This is a genomic window from Planotetraspora phitsanulokensis, from assembly GCF_016863295.1.
GTDB lineage: Bacteria > Actinomycetota > Actinomycetes > Streptosporangiales > Streptosporangiaceae > Planotetraspora > Planotetraspora phitsanulokensis.
In genome coordinates this window covers 244,147-264,342 of record NZ_BOOP01000004.1, presented here as the reverse complement: position 1 = coordinate 264,342, position 20,196 = coordinate 244,147, and the positions used below count along the sequence as shown (strand labels likewise).

The window sequence follows — 20,196 nt, the reverse complement described above, 5'->3', positions numbered from 1 at the left end:
GGCATCAGTCCAGCCACCCGCCGTACGCAGGAGTGCACTGGTCGAGTTCGTCCCACAGCTCCGGCGGTATCGGGGTGGTGGCGAGATCGAGGGTGGTGGCGATCCGCGCGGGCTCGGAGATCCCGACGATGGTCGACGTCACCCGCGGGTCCCTCAGCGAGAACTGCAGCGCGGCGGCGGCGAGCGGGACGCCGTGGGCGTCGCAGGCCCGCTTCATCGCCCGGACCGCGTCCCTGACCGACTCGTCGGTGTCCCGGTAGGCGTAGCGGGGCTGCGCGTCGGGGCCCTTGACCAGCATCCCCCCGCCGTACGGCGCGCCGTTGACGAAGGCGACGCCCCGCTCGGCGGCGTCGTCGATCAGCGGGTCGGCCTCACGGTTCACCAGGGTCCACCGGTTGTGGTTGATCACGGCCTCGAACACGCCGGTGCCGACGAACCGGCGCATCAGCTCCACCGGTCCTCCGGCGATCCCGAGGTGGCCGACGACACCGGCGTCGCGCAGCTCCACCAGCGCCTCGACCGGGCCGCCTGGAGCCATGGCCTGCTCGAACGTGACGTGGAACTCCGGGTCGTGCAGGTACATCATCGGCACGTGGTCGACGCCCAGCCGTTCCAGGCTCTCCTCGACCGAGCGGCGTACCCGCTCGCCGGAGAAGTCGCCGGAGTCGGGGTCGGCGTCGGCCTTGGTGGCCAGGACGAAGCCGTCGGGCACGCCACGCCGGCGCACCACGGCGCCGATGCGCCGCTCGGCGCTGCCCCCGCCGTAGTTGTTGGAGGTGTCGAGGAAGTTGAACGGGCCGTCGAGCACGGCCTCGACCGTGGCCTCGGCCCGCTCCTGGTCGACCGCGTAGCCGTACAGCGTGGGCATGCTCGCCAGCGGGCTGGTCCCGATGCAGATGGGCGTCACGGTGAGACCGGTGCGGCCGAACGCGCGCCGCTCCGCCGGGTCGGGCGGTTCGTACGCGGCGGTGCGCCGGTCGTCGGTCAGGTCATCGGCCATGTCAGATCACGAATTCGGTCGTGCGGCGGCCACGGCACCCGGGCTCGGCCCGGAAGATCATGCCGGCCATGGGCTGACGCCGCAGGTCGTCGGGGGAGAGGTCCTCGGTGGAGGTGCTGATGATGAGCTGGTCCAGCTCCGGACCGGCGAAGCAGCACGACGTCACCTGCGAGACGGGCAGGGTGATCGTGCGCTCCAGGCGGCCGTCGGGTCCGAACCTGCGGACGGACGATCCTCCCCAGAAGGCCACCCATACGGCGCCTTCCGCGTCGACCGTCAGTCCGTCGGGCATCCCGGCGGCGGCGGAGGTGTCGGCGAAGACGCGCCGGTTCGACAGCGCGCCCGTCGTCACGTCGTAGTCGAACACGTCGACGCGGCGCAGGGGAGTGTCCACGAAGTAGCACAGGGTCGCGTCCGGCGACCAGTCGACACCGTTGCTGATCGTGACGCCGGTCAGCACCGTGTGCAGGGAGCGGTCGGCGTCGAGGCGGTAGAGGCTCGCCGCCCCGGGCTCCTGGTCGTAGGCCATGCTGCCGGCGAAGTACCGTCCCGCGGGATCGACGCCGGCGTCGTTCATCCGGATGCGCGGCCGCCCGGCCAGCGGGGCGGCGAGCCGTTCGGTCAGCCCGTCCCGCGAGGCCAGTGCGACGCCGTCGCCGTCCGCGACGACGACGGTCGCCGGGTCCGTCGTGGGATGGACGGCGGTGACCGGCGCCGGCAGGTCGAACCACCTGACGTCGCCGGTGTCGACGTCCGCGTCGAACACCCGCCCGCGGGGGATGTCCACGAACCGCACCCGCCCGAGGGCGGCGTCCCACACGACGCCCTCGCAGTGGACGCCAGAGACGTCCAGCCACGGCAGCGCCGCCAGATCGCCCTCCGCCAGATCGCCCTTCGCCGGCTCGGCCGGGGACGCTCCCATCACGGCGCCAGCGGCGCCAGAGCCGCCGAGGCGAGACGGTGGCCCTCGACGAGCCGCGCCAGCACCGCGTCGGTCGAGGCGTCGGGGCGGGTCTCCTCGGGATGGTCCGCACGCCAGGCGAACAGCCGGCGGGCGCCCTCCGACCAGGTGACCGTCGGACGGAACGACGGGACGAAGCGCTTGATCTTGGTGTTGTCGAACACCGCGCTGTGCTGCAGGTCGCCGACGATCAGATCCGACCAGAACCAGTCCGGGGCCACGACCGGCAGGAATTCCGAGGGCAGGTGCAGGAGCCTGGCCTGGGTTCCGGCCGTGCGGCCGATGATGTCGTAGATCTCGTTCCAGGTCAGCGCCTCGTTGGAGGTGATGTGGAAGTCCTCGCCCACGGCCTGCCAGTTGCCGATCAGCCCGACGAGGCCGACGGCGAGATCACTGGCGTGCGTGAGGGTCCACAGGCTCGTGCCGTCGCCGGGGACGACCAGCTCGTCGCCGCGCACGATCCGGTCCCACGCCGTCCAGTCGCCGGGAAGCGGGGGATGGGCGTCGTCGTAGGTGTGCGACGGCCGCACGATCGTGACGGGGAACTCGCGCTCCTCGTACGCCCGGCGCAGGACGTCCTCGGCGGCGATCTTCTCCCTGGCGTAGCCCAGGTAGGGGTTGCGCCGCGTGGTCGACTCCACGAACGGCACCTGCCGTACCGGCTTGTGGTAGATCGACGCGCTGCTGATGTGGATGTACTGGTTCGTCCGGCCCTCCAGCAGGTCCACGGCCGCGGAGGCGTCCTTGGAGCCGAAACTGAGGAAGTTGACCACGCAGTCGTACGACGCGCCGTCGAGGGCCCGGCGCATCGACTCCGCGTCCTGGACGTCGCCTTCGATGGTGGTGACCCCCGCCGGGACGGGCCGCCGGCCGGCGGTGCGACCGCGGTTCAGGACGTGCACGTCCTGCCCCTGGCGGACCGACTCCGCGACACAGGCCGAGCTGATCGTGCCGGTGCCGCCGATGTAGAGAACCTTCACTGCAGGACTCCGGATCTTGGGTTCAGGAATGGGCGGGATGCGGTCAGCTGCGGGACTTGCCGGCGTACCAGTCCTCGAAGCCGTTCTCCACGATGCTGATGAGCAGGTCGTCGGGCCGGATGCCGATCTCTTCCAGCCGCTTGGCGATCTGGTCGAACATCGCGTACTTGGTGGTGACGTCGTACATGTGCACCATCAGGATCTGGATGCTGACCAGCTGCCGCCGGTCGACTCCGTTGTAGCCCGGGTCGAAGACGATCTCTCCCGGCGCGTGGGTGCGGAAGATCTGAAACTTGTCGGTCGGGTCCATGCCGAGGCCGTCGACCAGAGCCTGGTGGATCCCGTCGCTGATCTGCTCGCCCAGCCGTTCGGCCAGGGAACGGTCGAGGTCGATCTGCACAAGAGGCAAGAGGGGTTCCTTTCAGCGCCGGGCGGTCGACCAGGTGTCCGGGCGCCACGGCGGGTCGTGCAGGAAAGTAAGGAAGCCGAAAACTTTCGAAAGAAATGTGAAACTTAAGGTCCGCAGTCACAACGTAGAACGGTCGCTCGACGAACGTCAAGGGTCAGGCGACCGCCGGAATGTCGACACCATGACATCTCCGCCCGTCAGAGCGCCTGGGCGATGATCATTCGTGCTCCGGTGGGACCGGTCGCGACCCGTGCCGCCGCAGGCGGCGGGCCACGTCGGCGAACGGCTCACGCCAACCATATCGTCCGATTGTTTTGCCTGGTAGAGCAGATGATCGTGATATTCGAACGGATCGCTCCGCAGGCGGCGGGGGCCTCATCTGCGGAGGGCCGTGCGGGCCGCGACGCTGCGCGGCCGAGAGTGGAACTGCGGAGGGATGACCCCTCAACAACTTTCTATAAACTTTCGCATCGTCCGCCCCGCGCAGGTCTTTCTCGCAGGAACGAGCGAGGCCGTCCCGGTGGATCGCGGCGGCCGTCAGGCCCGGCGGCGCGCGGCCCGCGCGGGGGCCGTCCAGGGCGCGGTGCTGTCCCTGGTCACCAGACTGGTGGACAGCTCGAGGTGGAGAGGCTGCTCACCGGGGGTGTGCGTGGTCTCCAGCACGTTGCGGATGGCCAGCACGGCCATCTGGGCGAGCGGCTGCCGGATGGTGGTCAGGCGGGGGAACATCCACTCGCAGACCTCGGTGTCGTCGAACCCGACCACGCTGAGATCGTCGGGGATGCGCAGGCCTCTGGAGTGGGCCGCGTCGTACACGCCGGCCGCCTGCTGGTCGGAGCCGGCGAAGATGGCCGTGGGGGGCTCCGGCAGGTCGAGCAGTTCGAGCGCGGCCCGTCTGCCTCCCTCGGCGTAGAAGTCGCCCTGCCGCACCAGGCTCTCGTCGAGAGGCAGGCCCGCCCGCCCGAGCGCGGCGCGGTAGCCGTCGAGGCGTTCCAGGCTGCATCGGACGTCCGCGGGCCCGGTGATCACTCCGATCCGGCGATGGCCGAGCTCGGCCAGGTGCTCGGTGGCGGCGAACCCGCCGGCCCAGTTGGTGGCCCCGATGGTCGGAACGTCGCGGTCGTACCCGCCGACCTGGTCGATGACGACGAAGGGGGTGTCGATCGGGCGCAGCGTCTCCGCGCTCACCTGCCGGGTGTTGGAGACGACCAGCACCACCCCGTCGGTGGGCCGGGAGGCGATGGTCTTGAGCCATTCGCGCGGCTGGGCCTTCCGGTCGTGCGTCACGGTGAGGACCAGGCTGGCCCCCAGCCGGTAGGCCTCCTGTTCGGCGCCTCGCAGCAGCTCACAGGCCCAGGCGGTGTCCAGCTCGGTGATGACGAAGTCGACCAGGCCGACCTTTCCGGTCTCCGCCCTGGCCCTGCGCTGGTATCCCGTCGAGATCAGCGCGTCCTGGACCCGCCGGCGGGTCTCGGGACCCACGGCTTCCCGGCCGTTGAGCACCTTGCTCACCGTCGGCGCGGACACGCCCGCCTCGCGTGCGACCATCGCGATGGTCACGCGGTCGGCGTCGGCGTTCCGGGAGTTCCCCGCCGTCCGCTTCTGTGTCCTCGTCTCCTGCTCGGTCGCCACGACACCTCTCATGCGCTGAGCCAGTGCTGTCGAAAGTTTCTATAACGGTAGCACCGCTGGTGACGGGCCTGCGGAGCTCGCGACAGGTAAGCTGCGAACGACGTCAATACCTGATTGTCCGAATTGGGCCTCGATGTGGCCCGCCGACACGCTCCGGCATCGGCCCGCGCGGCGTTCTGGATCCGCTACGCGGTCGAGTGGTCTGAACGACGACCTGCGGATATCACCCCGACGATCTCGGGTGACCGGTCCGTGCCGAAACACGGGCGCCTTCACCCGGGGCCGCGAGACCCGCTCCTCGTAACTGAACGGAAACAAATTCGGCCGAAGTTATTGACACTGTCGCCGGGCCGGTGTTTTTCTCTCACAAGAAGACTTTCCGAAACTTTCGGTATCCGTGAGCAGTGCAGCTCCACCGGCCGGTGACCCCAGGCCGGAGGAGGACGCACGCCCTGTCCCGCGACCCCGTGCCGACATCGTCGCCGCGTGCGAGCGGGACCCCCGTGCTCATGCGTGAGCACAGGCCGTCGTGGCCGTCCCCATGCAGCGGAGGACGGCGCGACGTTCCCACGACCAGTGCGTGCGAGTCACGTGCAAGGAGAGTTCACATGCTGGGATCCTCGCGAATCTGGAAGCGCCGTCTCCCCGGAGCGGCGGCCGTGTTCACGGCCGCGGCACTGGCGCTCGCCGGATGCGCCGGCGGAGGAACGACCGAGACCACGGACAAGGGTTCGGCCGACTCGGGCTCGATCACCTGGTGGGGGTGGACGCCCGACGCGGCCCCCGCCGAGGCCTACATCAAGGCGTTCAACAAGGTCTATCCGAACATCAAGGTCACCTACAAGAAGTTGACCATCGACGGCTACGACGCCGCGATCCGTCCGGCCCTGGCCTCCTCGGTCGGCCCGGACGTCTTCGACGTCGCCCCCGGCGCCGCCAACGGCTCCGTCGAGATCTACGGCGTGAACGCCGTCGACCTCACGCCGGCCGTCCAGAAGGCCCTGGGCGCGGACTGGAAGTCGAAGCTGGCCCCGATCGGGGTGTCCAGCCTGACCACCGACGGCAAGCTCGCCGCGTTTTCGGTCGGCTCGAACTTCGCCGGGCCGGTCTGGGTCAACCAGGACCTGTTCGACAAGTACGGCCTGAAGCCGCCGACGAACTACGACGAGTGGAAGCAGGTCTGCGCGGCCTTCAAGACCCACGACATCAAGTGCTTCGTCCAGGGCGCGGCCCAGACCGCGTTCAACGAGGACACGCTGCAGGCGATCAGCAACAACGTCAAGCCGGGCGTGTGGGCGCAGGCGCTCGACAAGAAGGTCCCGTGGACCGACCCGACGATCGTCAAGGCGCTGACCATCTGGAAGGGCCTGTTCGACGACGGGATCATGCAGGAGGGCGCGCTGGGCACGCAGCAGTACCCCGACGCCAACAACGAGTTCATGTCCGGCAAGGCCGCGATGGTGATGATGGGCACCTGGTACATGCAGTACTCCACCGTCGACGGCAGCACGGCCGCCATCTCCGGCGCGGGCGTCGGCGACCCCAAGCCGTTCACCCAGCTCCCGATCGCGTTCCCGGACGTGGCCGGCACCGGCAACGTCGGCTCGCTCTACGGTGACGCCGACTTCGGCCTCGCCGTGAACAAGAAGTCCAAGTCGATCGCCGCCGCCACCACCTTCGCGACCTGGCTCGGCACGTCGGAGGCCGGCCAGCAGGCGGTCGCCGACATCCTCAACGACATCCCCGCCCTGACCAGCGTTCAGCCGGACTGGAACTCGATCAAGCTGGTCAACCCCGCGGTGCAGCAGCCGGCGTTGGAGAAGCTGATCAGCGACGCGGGCAAGTCCAGCGAGCCGCGCCTCGCCACGGTGAGCGCCGACCTGCAGACCGCCATCGGCGTGGCCTCGACCACCGTGGCCGCGAGACAGGCCACCCCCGAGCAGGCCGCCGCGACGCTGCAGAGCACCGCCGAGAAGATCAAGTAGAGCCGCAGGCGGCACGTCTCATCCCATACGCGCAGGGAGACTCATGACTTCCATCACCTCGCCGAAGACCGGGGCGCGCCGTCCATCGCCCGCTCCTCTTCCGGACGGCTCCCGGAAGAGGGGCGGGAGGCCCGCGGGCCTGCCGTGGATCATGCCGGCGTTCGTCTTCGTGGTCGGCCTGCTCTACTACTGCATCATCGAGACCGGTTACCTCTCGACACTCGACTGGGACGGCACGAGCCCCACCCCCACGTCGGTGGGGCTCGGCAACTACAGCGAGATCCTGCAGGACCCGATCTTCTGGAAGGCCATCTGGCACACGGTGGTCTTCTTCGTCGTGACCTTCACCGTGCAGACCGCGATCGGCTTCGTGTTCGCGGCGCTGCTGCACTCGAAGGTGAAGCTGGGCGCCGTCTACAAGGTCCTCGTGTTCACGCCGGTGGTCCTCGCGCCGGCGACGATGGCGCCGGTGTTCCGGCAGATGTTCGCCGCGGACGGCCAGCTGAACTGGGCTCTGGACCACCTCGGGCTCGGTTTCCTGTCCCAGCCGTGGCTGGCCCAGTCGAGCACCGCGATGCCGGTGATCATGTTCATCACGGTGTGGCAGTTCACCGGCCTCACGTTCGTGCTCTACTTCGCCGCCATGGGGCAGATCGACCCCGAGACGCTCGAGGCGGCGCGCACCGACGGGGCGAGCAACCTCCGCGTCCTGGTCAGCATCGTCTGGCCCGGCGTGCGGGGGACGACGGTGGCCCTGGCGATGCTCGGGGTGATCGGGGCGTTGAAGACCTTCGACGTTCCGTACCTGGTGACCATCGGCGGGCCGAACTACAGCACCGAGTTCCTCGGGACCTACATCTACCGGATCAGCATCCCGTCGGCCCACGTCGGCTACGGGGCGGCCCTGTCGATCCTGCTGCTCATCCTGGCGCTGCTCGGTGCGATCGCCGTGGCGGCCCGCGCCAACCGTAAGGACGGTGAATCCAGTGTTTGAGGCCCGCAGGGTGTCCACCAAGCTGCTGCTGCAGCTCCTCGTCACCCTGATGATCATCCCCTACCTGTTCCCCCTGGTGGTCATGGTCCAGGGGTCGCTGGCGGGCAAGGGGCTCGGCAACTACGAGGCCGTGTTCGCCGTCGGCACCGTGGGGACGTTCTTCAGGAACAGCGTCATCGTGTCGGCCTCGACGATCCTGATCGTCTACGTCCTCACCATGTTCGCCGCCTTCGGGTTCTCCAAGCTGCACATCCGCGGCAAGGAGGTGTACTTCTGGATGATCCTGGCCGCCCTCACCCTGCCCGAGGTCGTGCTGCTCACCCCGCTGTTCGCGACCACCCTCAGCATCGGCGTGTACGACACGTACTGGGCGGTGGTGCTGCCGCTGGCCGCGCTCCAGATCCCCTTCGCGGTCCTGCTGGCCAGGAAGTTCATCGACGGAGTCCCCGACTCGCTCTTCGACGCCGCACGGGTCGACGGCGCCAGCATCTTCACCGCCTTCCGTTACATCGTCGTGCCGATGACGCGGCCCATCGCCGCGGCGATCGTCGTCCTCACCCTCATCGGCTCCTGGAACGACTACCTGCTGCCGCTGGTGCTCATCCAGGATCCGGCCAAGCAGACGATCACGCTGCTGCCGCAGTTCTTCGTCAGCCAGTTCAGCAACGACCAGACCAAGGTCCTGGCCAGCGCCGTCATCACCGCCATCCCGGAGATCGTGGCCTACCTCTGCCTGCAGCGCCTCTTCGAGCGCGGCCTGGCGGCCGGCGCGCTGAAGTAGGCGCCGCGCACACCCCCCGATTCCCCCGTGTGATCCACCGCGTTTTCAGATTTGAGGAACAGAGCACATGACGTCGGACAGCACGGCCTTCCTCCGTACGGCGGGCCGCGAATTCGTCGACCAGACGGGCACGCCCGTACGCCTGCGGGGTGTGGCCGTCGGCGGCTGGCTGAACATGGAGAACTTCATCACCGGCTACTCCGCCAACGAATCACTGATGCGCAGCACGGTCCGCGAGGTCCTCGGGGACGAGAAGTACGAGCTGTTCTTCGAGCGGCTGCTGACCGCGTTCTTCGGCGAGGACGACGCGAAGCTGCTGGCGGACATGGGCATGAACTGCGTCCGGATCCCGGTCAACTACCGGCACTTCGAGGACGACGCCCGGCCGTTCGAGTTCAAGGAGGAGGGCTTCCGCCACCTCGACCGGGCGATCGAGGCCTGCGCGCGGCACGGGATCTACTCGGTCGTCGACCTGCACGCGCTGCCGGGCTCGCAGAACCACCACTGGCACTCCGACAACCCCACGCACCGGCCCGCGTTCTTCGACCACCCCCACTTCCAGGATCGGGTGGTGGCGATCTGGGAGCGCATCGCCGAGCACTACAAGGACAACCCCTGGGTGGCGGGCTACAACCCGATCAATGAGCCCGCGGACGAGTCGCGCCAGGTGGTCGGGCCGTTCTACACCCGCCTGGTCGAGGCCATCCGCGCGATCGACGACCGCCACATCCTGTTCCTCGACGGCAACACCTACTCGACCGAGTTCGACGTCTTCGACGCCGAATGGGACAACACCGTCTACGTCTGCCACGACTACGCCGCCCCGGGCATGGGCAACGGCGGCGACTACCCGGGCGTCACTGACGGCAAGCACTACGACAAGGCGGCGCTGGAGGCCAAGTACCTCCAGCGCACCGAATACAGCCGCCGTACCGGGACGCCGATCTGGGTGGGGGAGTTCGCCCCGATCTACACCGGTGACGAGCACAAGGACGCCATGCGCCGGCAGGTCCTGGCGGACCAGCTCGACATCTACCGCCGCGACGGCGCCGGGTGGTCGAGCTGGATGTACAAGGACCTCGGACGGCAGGGCGTGGCCATGGTCCGCCCCGACTCCCCGTACATGAAGCGCTTCGGCGACTTCGTGGCGAAGAAGAACCGGCTCGGCGCCGACAACTGGGGCAGCGACGGGAACGGGATCATCGAGGTGACCAAGCCGTTCCAGGACATGATCGCGCGTGAGTTCCCCGGCTTCGACCCGTACCCGTGGGGCCGGTTCGACTGGGTCCGCACGCTCATCCTGAACCTCACGGTCGCCCAGCCCCTGGCCTATGAATACGCAGAGCTGTTCCGCGGGCTGGACGACGACGAGCTGATCGCCCTCGCCGACTCGTTCGCGCTGCGCAACTGCGACATCAGGACGAGCCTCGTCGAGCAACTGCGCGCCGGCTGAGGCCGTCCGCACGGTAATTCCGGCGGGTCTGATCGCGCGAGTGAGCCGGGCGGCTCCGGGATGTCTCCCGGAGCCGCCCCGTTCATGCCGTGGGGACGTTCACGACGTCGGGACGTCCGCGCGCTCCGCGGCCACGGCGCGGTCTCTCCTGATCGAGCGGTAGAAGTCGGCGTAGGCGCGTTCGCGGTCTCGGCTCAGAAGAGGACTTCCTTGGAGTCCGTGTTGTACACCGTCCGGTAGTAGACGGGCTCGCGCCGGAGGCCCTTGCCGGTCCCCGAGAAAAGGAGCAGCTCGCCGTGGCCGGCCTCAAGCGCGTCCACAGCGTAGATGTCGTTACGTCCGTCACCGGTGACGTCGCCGGGCGCGAAGAGCTTCCAGGTCCGCGAGACGCCGGTGACGAGCCGGACGCGCTTGCCGAAGCCGCCCTTGCCGTTGCCGGGGTAGAGCCACAGCGCTCCGGCGTTGTCGCGGCCGACGATGTCGTCCTTGCCGTCGCCGCTGAGGTCCCCCGGCCCGAGAAGGGCGGTCATGGTGTTCCAGCCGCTGGCGACCCGGGTGCGCGCGCCGAAGCCGCCCCTGCCGTTGCCGGGATAGAGCCACAGGGCCCCGGCCTTGTCGCGGGCCATCAGGTCGTTCTTCTTGTCGCCGGTGATGTCGCCGACGGCGGCGATGGCGGTCTTGTTGTTCCAGCCGTAGGCGATCAGCCTGCGTGCGCCGAGGGCGTACTTGCCGTTGCCGGGGTAGAGCCACAGGACGCCGGCCTTGTCGCGGGCGAAGATGTCCTCGCGGCCGTCGCCGGTGTAGTCCCCGTGCCTGACGAGCACGGTCATGCCGCTCAGCCGGGTTCCGAGGTTGGGCGGCTTGCTGAGGTCACCCGGGAGCACCCACAACCGGCCCTGCGCGGAGCGCATCAGCACCTGGCTCTGACCGTTGCCAAGGAAGGAGCCGAACGGCTTCGGCGTGCCCGGCGGGCTGTACTGCACCGGGGTCCAGTCGATGTACTGCTTGCGCCATTCGCATTCGTGCCGGGTGGGCGCCAGAGTCATCGATCCGACGTGATGGCGGTACATCCTCAACATCGAAGACGACGTGGTGTCGCCGTTCACCTCCGCCGGGTTGTCGGTGACGGGGACGGGGCCGTTGAACGTCGGCTTCAGCGTGTAGTTCTTCTCGGGCCACAGGCACGCGAAGTTCTTGGTCCGGTTGATCCAGGAGAGCGCGTTACGGCCGGGAGCACCGAAGTCGGACTGCGAGGTCCGGTACTTGTAGATGCCTCCCTTGCCTTCGATGCCGGTGAACAGGCAGAAGTAGCCCCGCGGGCATCTCAGGTAGTCCTCCTCCGCCGCTGTGGCCGAACCGCTCATGGTCGCGCCCGCGGCGACCACCAGCACCACACCGGTGGCAGAGGCGCGCAGCAGCCGTCCGCGTCTCGACGAAAGCGACTTGAACGAACGCGACATCGACGGACGCGACTCGAATGGTTGCGACAAGGGGGGTTCCTCTCCTGCATGCCCGACCTGCACGGCAAGGCATGGTCCACCCGCCCGCGGTCGCCAGTGGGTCACCGTACACCGGAATATCGATCATGGGATCGATCTACGGTCATGCGATACGAAGGCGTGATTTGTCAGGAGAAATGGAGGCGGCGCTCGGTCCTCTGCCAGGGAGAGGAGCTTGGTGACCGTGTTCCAGTTGCGCATCGTGGCGACCGCCGACGACCGCTTCTCCAGCAGCGGCGGCAGTTTCGGGCGCCGGAGACCGTCGGGGAAGTACATGTAGAGCTCGCGTCTGCCGACGCGCATCTCCTCCGGGGCGTAGCTCGCCGGGTCGATGCCCTCCAGCGTCCTCCTGTCCGGCTCGCCGGCAAGGAAGACCACCGCGAACTTGGCCGGGTCCCGCACCTCCAGCGGGTTCTCCTCGACCACGGCGCGCAGTTCCCCGGCCGTCCGGACGATGACGGCCACCTCCATTGTCAGTTCTTCGGTGATCCGCCGCTCGATTGCGGAGGCGACCCGCTCACGGGGTTCCTCGTCACCGGTGAACACGGCGTTCCCGCTTCGCAGGTGGGTGCTCACCCCGGTGTGTCCCAGCCCCTCCAGCAGTGCGCGCAGGTCGGCCATGGCCATCTGGCTGCGGGGATTGATGTTGATACCGCGCAAGAGCGCCACGTATCGCATGGCGTCGCCTCCTAGGTCGGGAGTGACGCTACCGCCCATACCTGCCGCCGAATGTCATGTTCTGGAAGTCGGCGGCGTCCTGGTGCCGCCCGGCTACACCGACCCGGCGCACGGCAACCCGTACGGCACCTCCCATCACGACGCCTTCGGCGCCGTCCCCGTCGGCGAGCCCACGCGGGCAGCGGCGCGAGCCCAGGCGCAGCGGGTCGTGCGCTTCGCTCGCGTGGTCGAGGGCCTCGGCGTCGTCGCGTGAGAGGCGTTATGCCTGAACCCGTCCATGCCTGAACACGTCCATGCCTGAAAAGCGAGAGCAGGCCCGCTGGGGACGGGCCTGCTCTCTCCTGACGAGGGGGACCTCCGGGGCAGGGGAACCTCGGGGGCTCGTCAGGGGATGAGGGGCGGATACGAGGGATCGAGCAGACCCCGCTCCGCGAGCTCGCCGTACAGCGGCGTGGTCTCCGGGAAGTGGCCCCAGCCGTGGTCGCCGGACCCGTCGCCGACGTGCCCGAGAAGCTGGCGCTGAACCGGGCTGAGCGTGCCGAACCACGGCTGCCGCGACAGGTCGGCCACCTCGTCCCGGATGGTGATCCAGCGGTAGGTGTAGCCGAAGAACGCGACCATGCGGGTGAAGTCCGAGTAGTTGTCCGACCGCGCGTGCCACAGCCTGCGGTCGAACAGCAGCACGTCACCCGGGTTGACCGTGAGCTCGACCGCGCCCTCCGGCCGCGGGTGCGGAAGGTCGCGCCTCAGCGGGCCGGGCAGCCAGTTGGTCCTGTGGCTGCCGGGGATGACGGTCAGGTTGCCCCGGCCGGCGCGGGAGACGTCGGACAGCCAGAAGGCCAGCTTCACCGACAGTCTCGGCCGGGGATCCGCCTCGATCTCCCGGTTCTGCCGGCCGCCGTCCTGGTGCCACTCCCACCGGAACGGCCGGGGCTTGCGGAGCATCGGATGAACGTCGAAATGCGAGTGATAGACGTGCACGTTCCAGCCGAGGAGGGACCACACGTAGGGGAAGACGGCCGGATGATCCAGCAGTCCCGCCAGCTCGGCACAGTGGGTCGCGGCGCTCAGCTGATGCAGCGCGACGCCCTCGGCTCCTTCGGGCGAGTTCATGTAGACGCGCTGGATCGCGCCCTGGTAGTGATCGACTTCCTCGGAACTGAGCGCACCGGGGATGACCAGAAAGCCGTCCTGTTCGAACTGCTCCCGCTCGGCGGCGGTCATGGGCGTCCAGGTGTCGATCACGGAGAACTGGGTCATGGGTAACGTTCTTTCGGTGGTCCCTCGATGAACAACTGGAACCCGTGGGCTTCGACAGGCCTGTGGGCCCGCTGAAGCCGTGCACGGGTCACCCTCTATTCGCCGAAGGCCCGTTTCGGGTTCACAGGAGGAAGTGGACCGAAACGCCTAAAAGTTACAAACAACTCCGAAAGAGGTTCGTCAGCCTGGCCGGACGGGGTCCGCGGCGCAGTGACCGCGCTCCCGTGGTAGGCGTACCTCCATGACCGAATACCGCGCCTCCTTCGACGCCGCCATCGCCTTCGGCAACGGTGGAGACCTCGCCGTGCACGGGTTCCGGGTGGACGTCCCCGGCCCCGACGTCACCGAGACGCAGATCGGCGCCCTCTTCGTGGCCTCGCTGGGTCTGCTGATGACCGACACGGTCGAGCTCGCCAACGTCGAGGTCTTCGCCGAACGGCACAAGGGCACCCGGGGAGGGCCGTCGGATCGCCGGGACACGACGGTGAAGGCGGGTGGCCGGTTCGTCGAGCTCGGCCATGTGATCCGAGCCGGAATGGTGACTTATCCCGGCCTTCCCGCTCCGGAGATCGACGCCCATCTGACCAGGGAGTCTTCGCGTGAGCTGTACGCTCCCGGCACCGAGTTCGCCATCGACAGGCTCACTCTGGTCGGCAACACCGGGACCTATCTCGACGCGCCGTACCACCGCTATGCCGGCGGGACGGACCTCGCGTCGATCCCGCTGGAGGCGACCGCGGACCTCCCCGCGGTGGTCGCCAGGGTGACGGGGGACCGGCGGGCGGGCATCGGCGTGGGGGCGCTGGCAGGCTTGGACGTCCGCGGCGCGGCCGTGCTTCTGCATACCGGCGACGACGCCCGGTTCGGTACGGCGGGCTACGCGGAGGATCGGCACTTCCTCACTCGGGAGGGCGCCGCCCACCTCGTCGAGCAGGGTGCCGCACTGGTCGGGATCGACGCGCTCAACATCGACGACACCGCCGACCTCGAACGGCCGGCCCACACGTTGCTGCTCGCGGCAGGCATTCCCGTCGTCGAGCACCTGACCGGTCTCGATCGGCTCCCGCCGACGGGCGCCAAGTTCACCGCCGTGCCGCTGCGCGTCGAGGGGTTCGGCACGATTCCCGTCCGCGCCTTCGCGCGCCTGCCGGAGTGAGTTCGCTCCGCGTGCGCCCCGGGCGGGCACGGGATGACAAGGAGATCAGCCGGCCAGCGCCTTCAGCACGTCGCGCGGAGCCGGGCGCCAGCCGAGCTCGGCGCGCGCCCGCGCGGAGGTGAACCGCTGGTCCAGGGCGAAGGCGTCGGCGATGGGGCCCATCTCGTCCCGAGCCTGTGCGAGGGTGATCGAGGCGATCTTTCCGGGATGCCCGATCGCCTCGCTGACGGCCTGGGCCACCTCCAGCACGCTGGGGGCCTCCCCGCCGACGCCCGCGTATCTCGTGCCGGACTCGGCGCCGAGCGCGCGCACGTACAGGTCGGCGATGTCGTCGACGTGCACGAGAGCCCATCGCTTGGAGCCGTCCCCGATGTAACGGACCTCGCCCTTGTCCCTGGCGGGCTTGACGAAGAAGTCCTCGATCAGCCCGCGCCCGCCGCCGTACACGATGCCCGGCATCACGAGCACCGGCCGGCCGCCGCGGTCCGCCCGGGCGAGGACCCGCTTCTCGTTGTCCAACCGCCAGGCGACGATCGAGGGCGGCGACAGCGGGGCATCCTCTTCGACGGCCCCGCGGGTGTCTCCGTAGACCCAGACTCCTCCGGTGTGCACGTACGGCCGGTCGCCTGCGCCGACCTGCATCGCCGTGGCCGCGGCCAGATCGACCCCGGCGACGTCGCCGCCCTGGTGCTGGGCGAGGTGGATGACGCCGCCGGCGCCGGCCGCCGCGTCGCGCAGCACGTCCAGATCGGTCAGGCCGCCGCGGACCACCTCCGCGCCGAGCGCGGCCACGGTGCGCGCCGCGTCGTCGCTGCGGGCCAGCGCCGCGACGGTGTGCCCGTGTGCGGTCAGGGCGCGGATGGTGGCCTGGCCGATGTAGCCGGAGGCCCCGGTGACGAAGACCCTCATGTCCTGCTCCTTCAGATGATGCCCAGAAGATGATCGGCGGGCCGGCCGGACCCCCGCCGCGGACGCGTACGACGACGCGTTCCACGAGGTCAACTCTGGTCCCGGAGGGCGAGGGCCGTCCAAGACCTCTTTTCCATCACGTAATACCCTGAAGGTATGGGGCATGCGGACGTCGACCTTCGGAAGTTGCGTTACTTCGTGGCGGTTGCGGAGGAGCTGAACTTCAGCAGGGCCGCGCAACGGCTGCACATCGCCCAGCCCGTCCTGTCACGGCAGATCCAGGCCCTCGAGAAGGAGCTGGACGCGCAGTTGTTCGTCCGCGACAAGCGTCGCACGAGACTGACGCCGGCGGGGGAGCAGCTGGTCGCCGACGCCGAGTTGGTACTGGCTGGAGCGGAGGCGCTGCGCCGCCGGGTCGCCCAGGCCGCCCGGGCCGTCGACACGTTCACCGTCGGCTTCATGCCCGGCCTCACCGTCACCGGTCCGGTCCGGGCACTGGGCGAGGCGCATCCCGGGCTCACGGTCGAGGTGTTGCGCACCAGCTGGAACGACCAGGTGAGCGTGTTGCACGACGGCCGGGTGGACGTCGGCTACGTGCGGCTGCCGATCGACCCCACCGGGCTCGAGGTGCGCCCGCTCTTCGGCGAACGGCGGATGGCCGTCCTCCACAGCGATCACCGGCTCGCCGGCGAGACGTCGGTGAACATCGGCGATCTCGCTGACGAACACCTGCTGCAACATCCCGACTCGGTGCCGGAGTGGGGCCGGGTGGCCAGGGAGCTGCGGGAGCGCCGGGAGACGCCCGTCCCGGAGGCGCACAGCGTGGAGGAGAAGCTCGAGCACGTCGCGGCAGGCCGGGGGATCAGCATCCTGCCCGAGTCGACCGCCACCTATTACCAGCGGCCCGATGTGGCCTGCGTGCCCATCCTCGACATACCGCCGAGTGAGGTGGCACTGGCCTGGGTGTCGGCCCGTCACGATCCGCTGATCGGCGAGTTCGTCGAACTCGCCGGCGCGACGCGCTGACCGTCAGCCCTGTGCGGCATGCGTGCGGGCGTCTTGTCACGCGAACGCCGGAGACGCCCACGCGACGCGTACGAAGCCGTTGTAGGTGATCTCCTCGGTGCTGCGGACCATGGTCACCTGGAGCCGGACGCGGCTTCCTCCGGCGACCGGCACCTTGATCTGCTGCGGGTTCTGGTAGGTCGCGGTCGCCGACGTCAGTTTCGTGCCGTCGACGGAAAGGACATCGAAGCGCACCAGTGCCGTGGTGTTCGGCGACTGCCGGTCGATGCCGACCTGCGCGGACAGTTCGTGCGCCCCGGTGGGGACGAGGTAGTCCAGATTGCCCGTCGTGGCCCCCGTCCAGTTGATCCTGCACGTGATCGCCGGCAGTTGCGTGCCCGTGCGGTCGAGCGAGACCGACTGGTCGAACCACGGGTTCTGCCCGCGATTGGGGACCGAACAGTCCTTGTGCGACACGGCGTCCCCGTACGCCAGGGCCGTGCCGGCGCCCGTGGTCGCACCCGCGCCGGATGGCTCGGACTGACCCGACGACGGCGTGAGCGTCACGGTGGCCGTCGGCGTCGCGGTGACCGTCACGGTCGCCGTGTGCGTGACCGAGGCGTTGGGGACGATCGCCTGGGAGACCTCGCTCGGTGCGAAACGCACCCCGACGACCGCCACCACGACGGTTCCCGCCATCGAGATCAGGGCGGTGATGATCGCGCCGCGCGTGGTGATCCGGGCGACCTGGACATCGGACCCATGGCCGACCTTGTCCTTCGAGGTGTTCGCTGCCATGACGGTCGTCCGTTCTCGTTCGTGGTGTCGCACCGGCGATGCGCACGAGGTGTCGGAGGTGCCGAGAACGGGAGTTCGCGCCGACGCCGCATCACGCGCGGCGTTCACCGTGATCGGGCCGCCACATCGGTCAGCGTGAATTTAATGGGATGAACGACGGACTCGCCGATGAATCGTTCCATCGTTACTTCAGCGCAACTCATTTCTGATTTACGCGGATAAGTGTTATTGATTCGCTTTTGTGGCGGCAGTCACGGCAATCGGACCCATGTTGACCAGGAGTCGATGATCTCCCCTTGAGCTGGGGAGACGGCTACGTTTCGGAGTGAATTGATCTTCAGGAAATCGGTGTAAGTGTCCCCAGGGAATATGAAAGCGACATTTCGCGCCAAGCCCCTTCGGGTGCCTCTGCGATCAAGTGCCGGAAGCAGGATGCGGTCGCTGCCGAACACCTGCCGTCCCAGCTCAGGCGGCCATCTGAGGCGTAGAAATGTCAGTGGCGACAGGCATGATGAGTCCATGACCGACGCGCCCCCGATCACCGCCCTGGCCGACGCCACGGCCTACGCCGAAGCCGTCCAGCTCGCCGTCGACTCGTCCGTGGCCTATTACGCCGACGGCACCTCCACGCTCGACGACGACGCCTACGACCGGCTGGTCCGCGGCATCCAGGCCTACGAAGAGGCGCACCCCGAGTCGGTGCTGCCCTCGTCACCGACCGGCAAGGTGGCCGGCGGGGCCGTGGTGGGCGACGTGCCGCACACCGTGCCCATGCTCAGCCTGGACAACGTGTTCGGCGCCGAGCAGCTCACCGACTGGGCGGCCGGGCTGGAGCGCAGGCTCGGCAGGCCCGTCACGGTGTGGAGCGTAGAGCCCAAGCTCGACGGGCTGGCGATCTCCGCCCGCTACCGGCACGGCCGCCTGACGCAGTTGGTCACACGGGGCGACGGCACGGCGGGCGAGGACGTCTCCCACGCGATGGGCACCATCGTCGGCCTGCCCGACCGGCTGGCCGAGCCGGTCACGGTGGAGCTGCGCGGTGAGGTGATGATGACGGCCTCCCAGTTCGAGCAGGCGTGTGCCAAGCGGCAGGCACACGACGGCACCACGTTCGCCAACCCGCGCAGTGCGGCCGCGGGCACGTTGCGGGCTCAGGACCGTCCGTACGTGTGCGAGCTGACCTTCTTCGGGTACGGCGTCCTGCCGCCGCCCGACGACGACTCCGACCTCGCCGTGCGCCTGCGCGAGCTGCCGCACAGCCAGGTCATGGACTGGGTGGCCGCGCAGGGCGTGCAGACCACGGCCGCAACGCCTGTTGCCGGCATCGTGGCCGAGACGCTGGAGCGGGTGCAGGAGCGCGTCAGAGAAATCGCCGCGATCCGTGCCGAGCTGCCGTTCGGCATCGACGGCATCGTGATCAAGTGCGATCTGGCCGCTGATCAGGCACAGGCGGGGTTCAGCTCTCGTGCGCCCCGGTGGGCCGTGGCATTCAAGCTGCCGCCGGTCGAGAAGATCACTCGCTTGCTCGCCGTGGAGTGGAACACCGGCCGCACCGGCGTCATCGCCCCGCGCGCGGTGCTGGAGCCGGTCGAGCTGGACGGCAGCATCGTCACCTACGCCACCTTGCACAACGTCGCCGACATCTCCCGGCGCGGCCTGATGCTGGGCGACAGGGTGACCGTCTACAAGGCGGGCGACGTGATCCCGCGGGTGGAGTCGCCCGTCGTGCACCTGCGCACCGGCGACGAGCGGCCGATCCCGATCCCGGCGGTCTGCCCGTCCTGCGGCGACGCCATCGATACCAGCCAGGAGCGATGGCGGTGCGTGCGCGGCCGTGGGTGCCGGGCGATCGCCTCGATCACGTACGCCGTCAGCCGCGACCAGCTCGACATCGAGGGCCTGGCGGAGAACCGCATCCAGCAACTGCTGGACGCGGGGCTGATCGCTGACTTCGCCGACCTGTTCTTCCTGACCCGCGAGCAGCTGCTCGGGCTGGAGCGGATGGGGGAGACCAGCACAGACAACCTGCTGGCGGCCCTCGAGCGAGCCAAGGGCCAGTCGCTGAGCAGGGTGTTCTGCGCGCTGGGCGTGCGTGGCACCGGCCGTTCCATGAGCCGCCGCATCGCCCGGCACTTCGCCACGATGGATGCCATCCGCGCCGCCGACGCCGAGGCGATCCAGCAGGTGGAGGGCATCGGCCCGGAGAAGGCGCCGGTCGTGGTGGCCGAGCTGATCGAGGTCGCGCCGCTGATCGACAAGCTGGTCATGGCGAGGGTGAACATGACGGAGCCGGGCGTCGCGCCCCCCGCGCCGGACGACCAGGCCGCCGTCGCGGACACCGGCACTCACCTGCCTCTCGCCGGCATGTCCATCGTGGTCACCGGTGCGATGACCGGGAAGCTGGCGGCGTTGTCGCGTAACGAGATGAACGAGCTCATCGAACGAGCCGGCGGCCGCGCCTCCTCCAGCGTCTCGGCCAAGACCAGTCTGCTGGTGGCGGGGGAGAACGCGGGCTCCAAGCGGGCCAAGGCCGAGGTGCTCGGCGTGCCGATCGTCACCTCCGACGACTTCGCCGCCCAGGTGGCCGCTTATCTGTAAGTGAGTGTTTGAAGCAGATGCGGCGTGCGTGGCGTTAGGCGGGTTTTCCTCGGGTGCGGCGGCGGGCCATGCCGGCGATGGCGGCGAGAGAGCGGTCG

General features: G+C 69.0%; 18 protein-coding genes. 8 read left to right on the top strand and 10 right to left on the bottom strand.

Annotated elements, in window-relative coordinates; translation table 11 throughout:
• Positions 1-4: 4 nt before the first annotated feature.
• From Pph01_RS06895 to Pph01_RS06875, 5 genes are all read right to left on the bottom strand, one after another.
• Positions 5-1,000 carry an aldo/keto reductase gene (locus Pph01_RS06895; protein WP_204072109.1) on the bottom strand — a complete coding sequence of 332 codons (996 nt, stop codon included), beginning with the start codon at positions 998-1,000 and terminating at the stop codon, positions 5-7.
• A 1-nt stretch (position 1,001) separates the two neighbouring features.
• A complete protein-coding gene (locus Pph01_RS06890; protein WP_204072108.1) occupies positions 1,002-1,922 on the bottom strand; it encodes an SMP-30/gluconolactonase/LRE family protein in 921 nt (306 codons plus the stop codon).
• The gene (locus Pph01_RS06885) at positions 1,922-2,941 is read right to left on the bottom strand and encodes an NAD-dependent epimerase/dehydratase family protein (protein ID WP_204072107.1); all 1,020 of its coding nucleotides are present in this window, start codon (positions 2,939-2,941) and stop codon (positions 1,922-1,924) included. Before Pph01_RS06885 ends, Pph01_RS06890 begins: the two co-directional genes overlap by 1 nt.
• Positions 2,942-2,984: 43 nt before the next feature.
• Positions 2,985-3,341: a tautomerase family protein gene (locus Pph01_RS06880; RefSeq protein ID WP_239116507.1), complete on the bottom strand. Its 357-nt coding sequence runs from the start codon at positions 3,339-3,341 to the stop codon at positions 2,985-2,987.
• Between the two features lie 546 nt (positions 3,342-3,887).
• The gene (locus Pph01_RS06875) at positions 3,888-4,994 is read right to left on the bottom strand and encodes a LacI family DNA-binding transcriptional regulator (protein WP_204072105.1); all 1,107 of its coding nucleotides are present in this window, start codon (positions 4,992-4,994) and stop codon (positions 3,888-3,890) included.
• Between the two features lie 596 nt (positions 4,995-5,590).
• Between Pph01_RS06875 and Pph01_RS06870 the strand changes: the two genes are divergently transcribed.
• The 4 genes from Pph01_RS06870 to Pph01_RS06855 all read left to right on the top strand — a co-directional run bounded on the left by Pph01_RS06870 (position 5,591) and on the right by Pph01_RS06855 (position 10,195).
• A complete protein-coding gene (locus tag Pph01_RS06870) occupies positions 5,591-6,967 on the top strand; it encodes an ABC transporter substrate-binding protein (protein ID WP_204072104.1) in 1,377 nt (458 codons plus the stop codon).
• A 43-nt stretch (positions 6,968-7,010) separates the two neighbouring features.
• Positions 7,011-7,961: a carbohydrate ABC transporter permease gene (locus Pph01_RS06865; RefSeq protein ID WP_204072103.1), complete on the top strand. Its 951-nt coding sequence runs from the start codon at positions 7,011-7,013 to the stop codon at positions 7,959-7,961.
• Positions 7,945-8,742 (top strand): carbohydrate ABC transporter permease, encoded by a 798-nt coding sequence (locus tag Pph01_RS06860; protein ID WP_204072102.1) that lies wholly within the window; start codon positions 7,945-7,947, stop codon positions 8,740-8,742. The genes Pph01_RS06865 and Pph01_RS06860 overlap by 17 nt, the downstream gene beginning before the upstream one ends.
• A 67-nt stretch (positions 8,743-8,809) precedes the next feature.
• A complete protein-coding gene (locus Pph01_RS06855; RefSeq protein ID WP_204072101.1) occupies positions 8,810-10,195 on the top strand; it encodes a glycoside hydrolase family 5 protein in 1,386 nt (461 codons plus the stop codon).
• 194 nt (positions 10,196-10,389) lie between these two features.
• Here Pph01_RS06855 and Pph01_RS06850 read toward each other — a convergent pair whose 3' ends face one another.
• Together Pph01_RS06850 and Pph01_RS06845 are read right to left on the bottom strand one after the other, a co-directional pair.
• Complete coding sequence (locus tag Pph01_RS06850; RefSeq protein ID WP_204072100.1) at positions 10,390-11,655, bottom strand: FG-GAP-like repeat-containing protein; 1,266 nt, start codon at positions 11,653-11,655, stop codon at positions 10,390-10,392.
• A gap of 123 nt (positions 11,656-11,778) precedes the next feature.
• Positions 11,779-12,372 (bottom strand): DUF1697 domain-containing protein, encoded by a 594-nt coding sequence (locus Pph01_RS06845; RefSeq protein WP_204072099.1) that lies wholly within the window; start codon positions 12,370-12,372, stop codon positions 11,779-11,781.
• A gap of 22 nt (positions 12,373-12,394) precedes the next feature.
• Between Pph01_RS06845 and Pph01_RS06840 the strand changes: the two genes are divergently transcribed.
• Positions 12,395-12,625: a hypothetical protein gene (locus Pph01_RS06840; protein ID WP_204072098.1), complete on the top strand. Its 231-nt coding sequence runs from the start codon at positions 12,395-12,397 to the stop codon at positions 12,623-12,625.
• A gap of 131 nt (positions 12,626-12,756) precedes the next feature.
• Here Pph01_RS06840 and Pph01_RS06835 read toward each other — a convergent pair whose 3' ends face one another.
• Entirely contained in the window at positions 12,757-13,632 is an 876-nt protein-coding gene (locus tag Pph01_RS06835) for a phytanoyl-CoA dioxygenase family protein (RefSeq protein ID WP_204072097.1), read from the bottom strand.
• A gap of 241 nt (positions 13,633-13,873) precedes the next feature.
• Here Pph01_RS06835 and Pph01_RS06830 point away from each other — a divergent pair, with 241 nt between their 5' ends.
• Positions 13,874-14,788 carry a cyclase family protein gene (locus Pph01_RS06830; RefSeq protein ID WP_308441881.1) on the top strand — a complete coding sequence of 305 codons (915 nt, stop codon included), beginning with the start codon at positions 13,874-13,876 and terminating at the stop codon, positions 14,786-14,788.
• Between the two features lie 45 nt (positions 14,789-14,833).
• Here Pph01_RS06830 and Pph01_RS06825 read toward each other — a convergent pair whose 3' ends face one another.
• Complete coding sequence (locus tag Pph01_RS06825; RefSeq protein ID WP_204072096.1) at positions 14,834-15,697, bottom strand: NAD-dependent epimerase/dehydratase family protein; 864 nt, start codon at positions 15,695-15,697, stop codon at positions 14,834-14,836.
• 156 nt (positions 15,698-15,853) lie between these two features.
• Here Pph01_RS06825 and Pph01_RS06820 point away from each other — a divergent pair, with 156 nt between their 5' ends.
• Positions 15,854-16,723: a LysR family transcriptional regulator gene (locus Pph01_RS06820; RefSeq protein ID WP_204072095.1), complete on the top strand. Its 870-nt coding sequence runs from the start codon at positions 15,854-15,856 to the stop codon at positions 16,721-16,723.
• Positions 16,724-16,759: 36 nt separating this feature from the next.
• Here Pph01_RS06820 and Pph01_RS06815 read toward each other — a convergent pair whose 3' ends face one another.
• Entirely contained in the window at positions 16,760-17,500 is a 741-nt protein-coding gene (locus Pph01_RS06815) for an NPCBM/NEW2 domain-containing protein (protein ID WP_204072094.1), read from the bottom strand.
• Between the two features lie 519 nt (positions 17,501-18,019).
• Here Pph01_RS06815 and ligA point away from each other — a divergent pair.
• Positions 18,020-20,098, top strand: a complete 2,079-nt coding sequence (gene ligA, locus Pph01_RS06810) for an NAD-dependent DNA ligase LigA (RefSeq protein ID WP_204072093.1) — start codon at positions 18,020-18,022, stop codon at positions 20,096-20,098.
• Positions 20,099-20,196 lie beyond the last annotated feature (98 nt).

What these genes read in the sequence shown, in the direction of transcription:
- Pph01_RS06895 (WP_204072109.1), bottom strand. Translation starts at nt 1,000, where the DNA reads ATGGCCGATGACCTGACCGACGACCGGCGCACCGCCGCGTACGAACCG.
- Pph01_RS06890 (WP_204072108.1), bottom strand. Translation starts at nt 1,922, where the DNA reads ATGGGAGCGTCCCCGGCCGAGCCGGCGAAGGGCGATCTGGCGGAGGGC.
- Pph01_RS06875 (WP_204072105.1), bottom strand. Translation starts at nt 4,994, where the DNA reads ATGAGAGGTGTCGTGGCGACCGAGCAGGAGACGAGGACACAGAAGCGG.
- Pph01_RS06870 (WP_204072104.1), top strand. Translation starts at nt 5,591, where the DNA reads ATGCTGGGATCCTCGCGAATCTGGAAGCGCCGTCTCCCCGGAGCGGCG.
- Pph01_RS06865 (WP_204072103.1), top strand. Translation starts at nt 7,011, where the DNA reads ATGACTTCCATCACCTCGCCGAAGACCGGGGCGCGCCGTCCATCGCCC.
- Pph01_RS06855 (WP_204072101.1), top strand. Translation starts at nt 8,810, where the DNA reads ATGACGTCGGACAGCACGGCCTTCCTCCGTACGGCGGGCCGCGAATTC.
- Pph01_RS06850 (WP_204072100.1), bottom strand. Translation starts at nt 11,655, where the DNA reads ATGTCGCGTTCGTTCAAGTCGCTTTCGTCGAGACGCGGACGGCTGCTG.
- Pph01_RS06845 (WP_204072099.1), bottom strand. Translation starts at nt 12,372, where the DNA reads ATGCGATACGTGGCGCTCTTGCGCGGTATCAACATCAATCCCCGCAGC.
- Pph01_RS06835 (WP_204072097.1), bottom strand. Translation starts at nt 13,632, where the DNA reads ATGACCCAGTTCTCCGTGATCGACACCTGGACGCCCATGACCGCCGCC.
- Pph01_RS06830 (WP_308441881.1), top strand. Translation starts at nt 13,874, where the DNA reads ATGACCGAATACCGCGCCTCCTTCGACGCCGCCATCGCCTTCGGCAAC.
- Pph01_RS06825 (WP_204072096.1), bottom strand. Translation starts at nt 15,697, where the DNA reads ATGAGGGTCTTCGTCACCGGGGCCTCCGGCTACATCGGCCAGGCCACC.
- Pph01_RS06820 (WP_204072095.1), top strand. Translation starts at nt 15,854, where the DNA reads ATGGGGCATGCGGACGTCGACCTTCGGAAGTTGCGTTACTTCGTGGCG.
- Pph01_RS06815 (WP_204072094.1), bottom strand. Translation starts at nt 17,500, where the DNA reads ATGGCAGCGAACACCTCGAAGGACAAGGTCGGCCATGGGTCCGATGTC.
- ligA (WP_204072093.1), top strand. Translation starts at nt 18,020, where the DNA reads ATGACCGACGCGCCCCCGATCACCGCCCTGGCCGACGCCACGGCCTAC.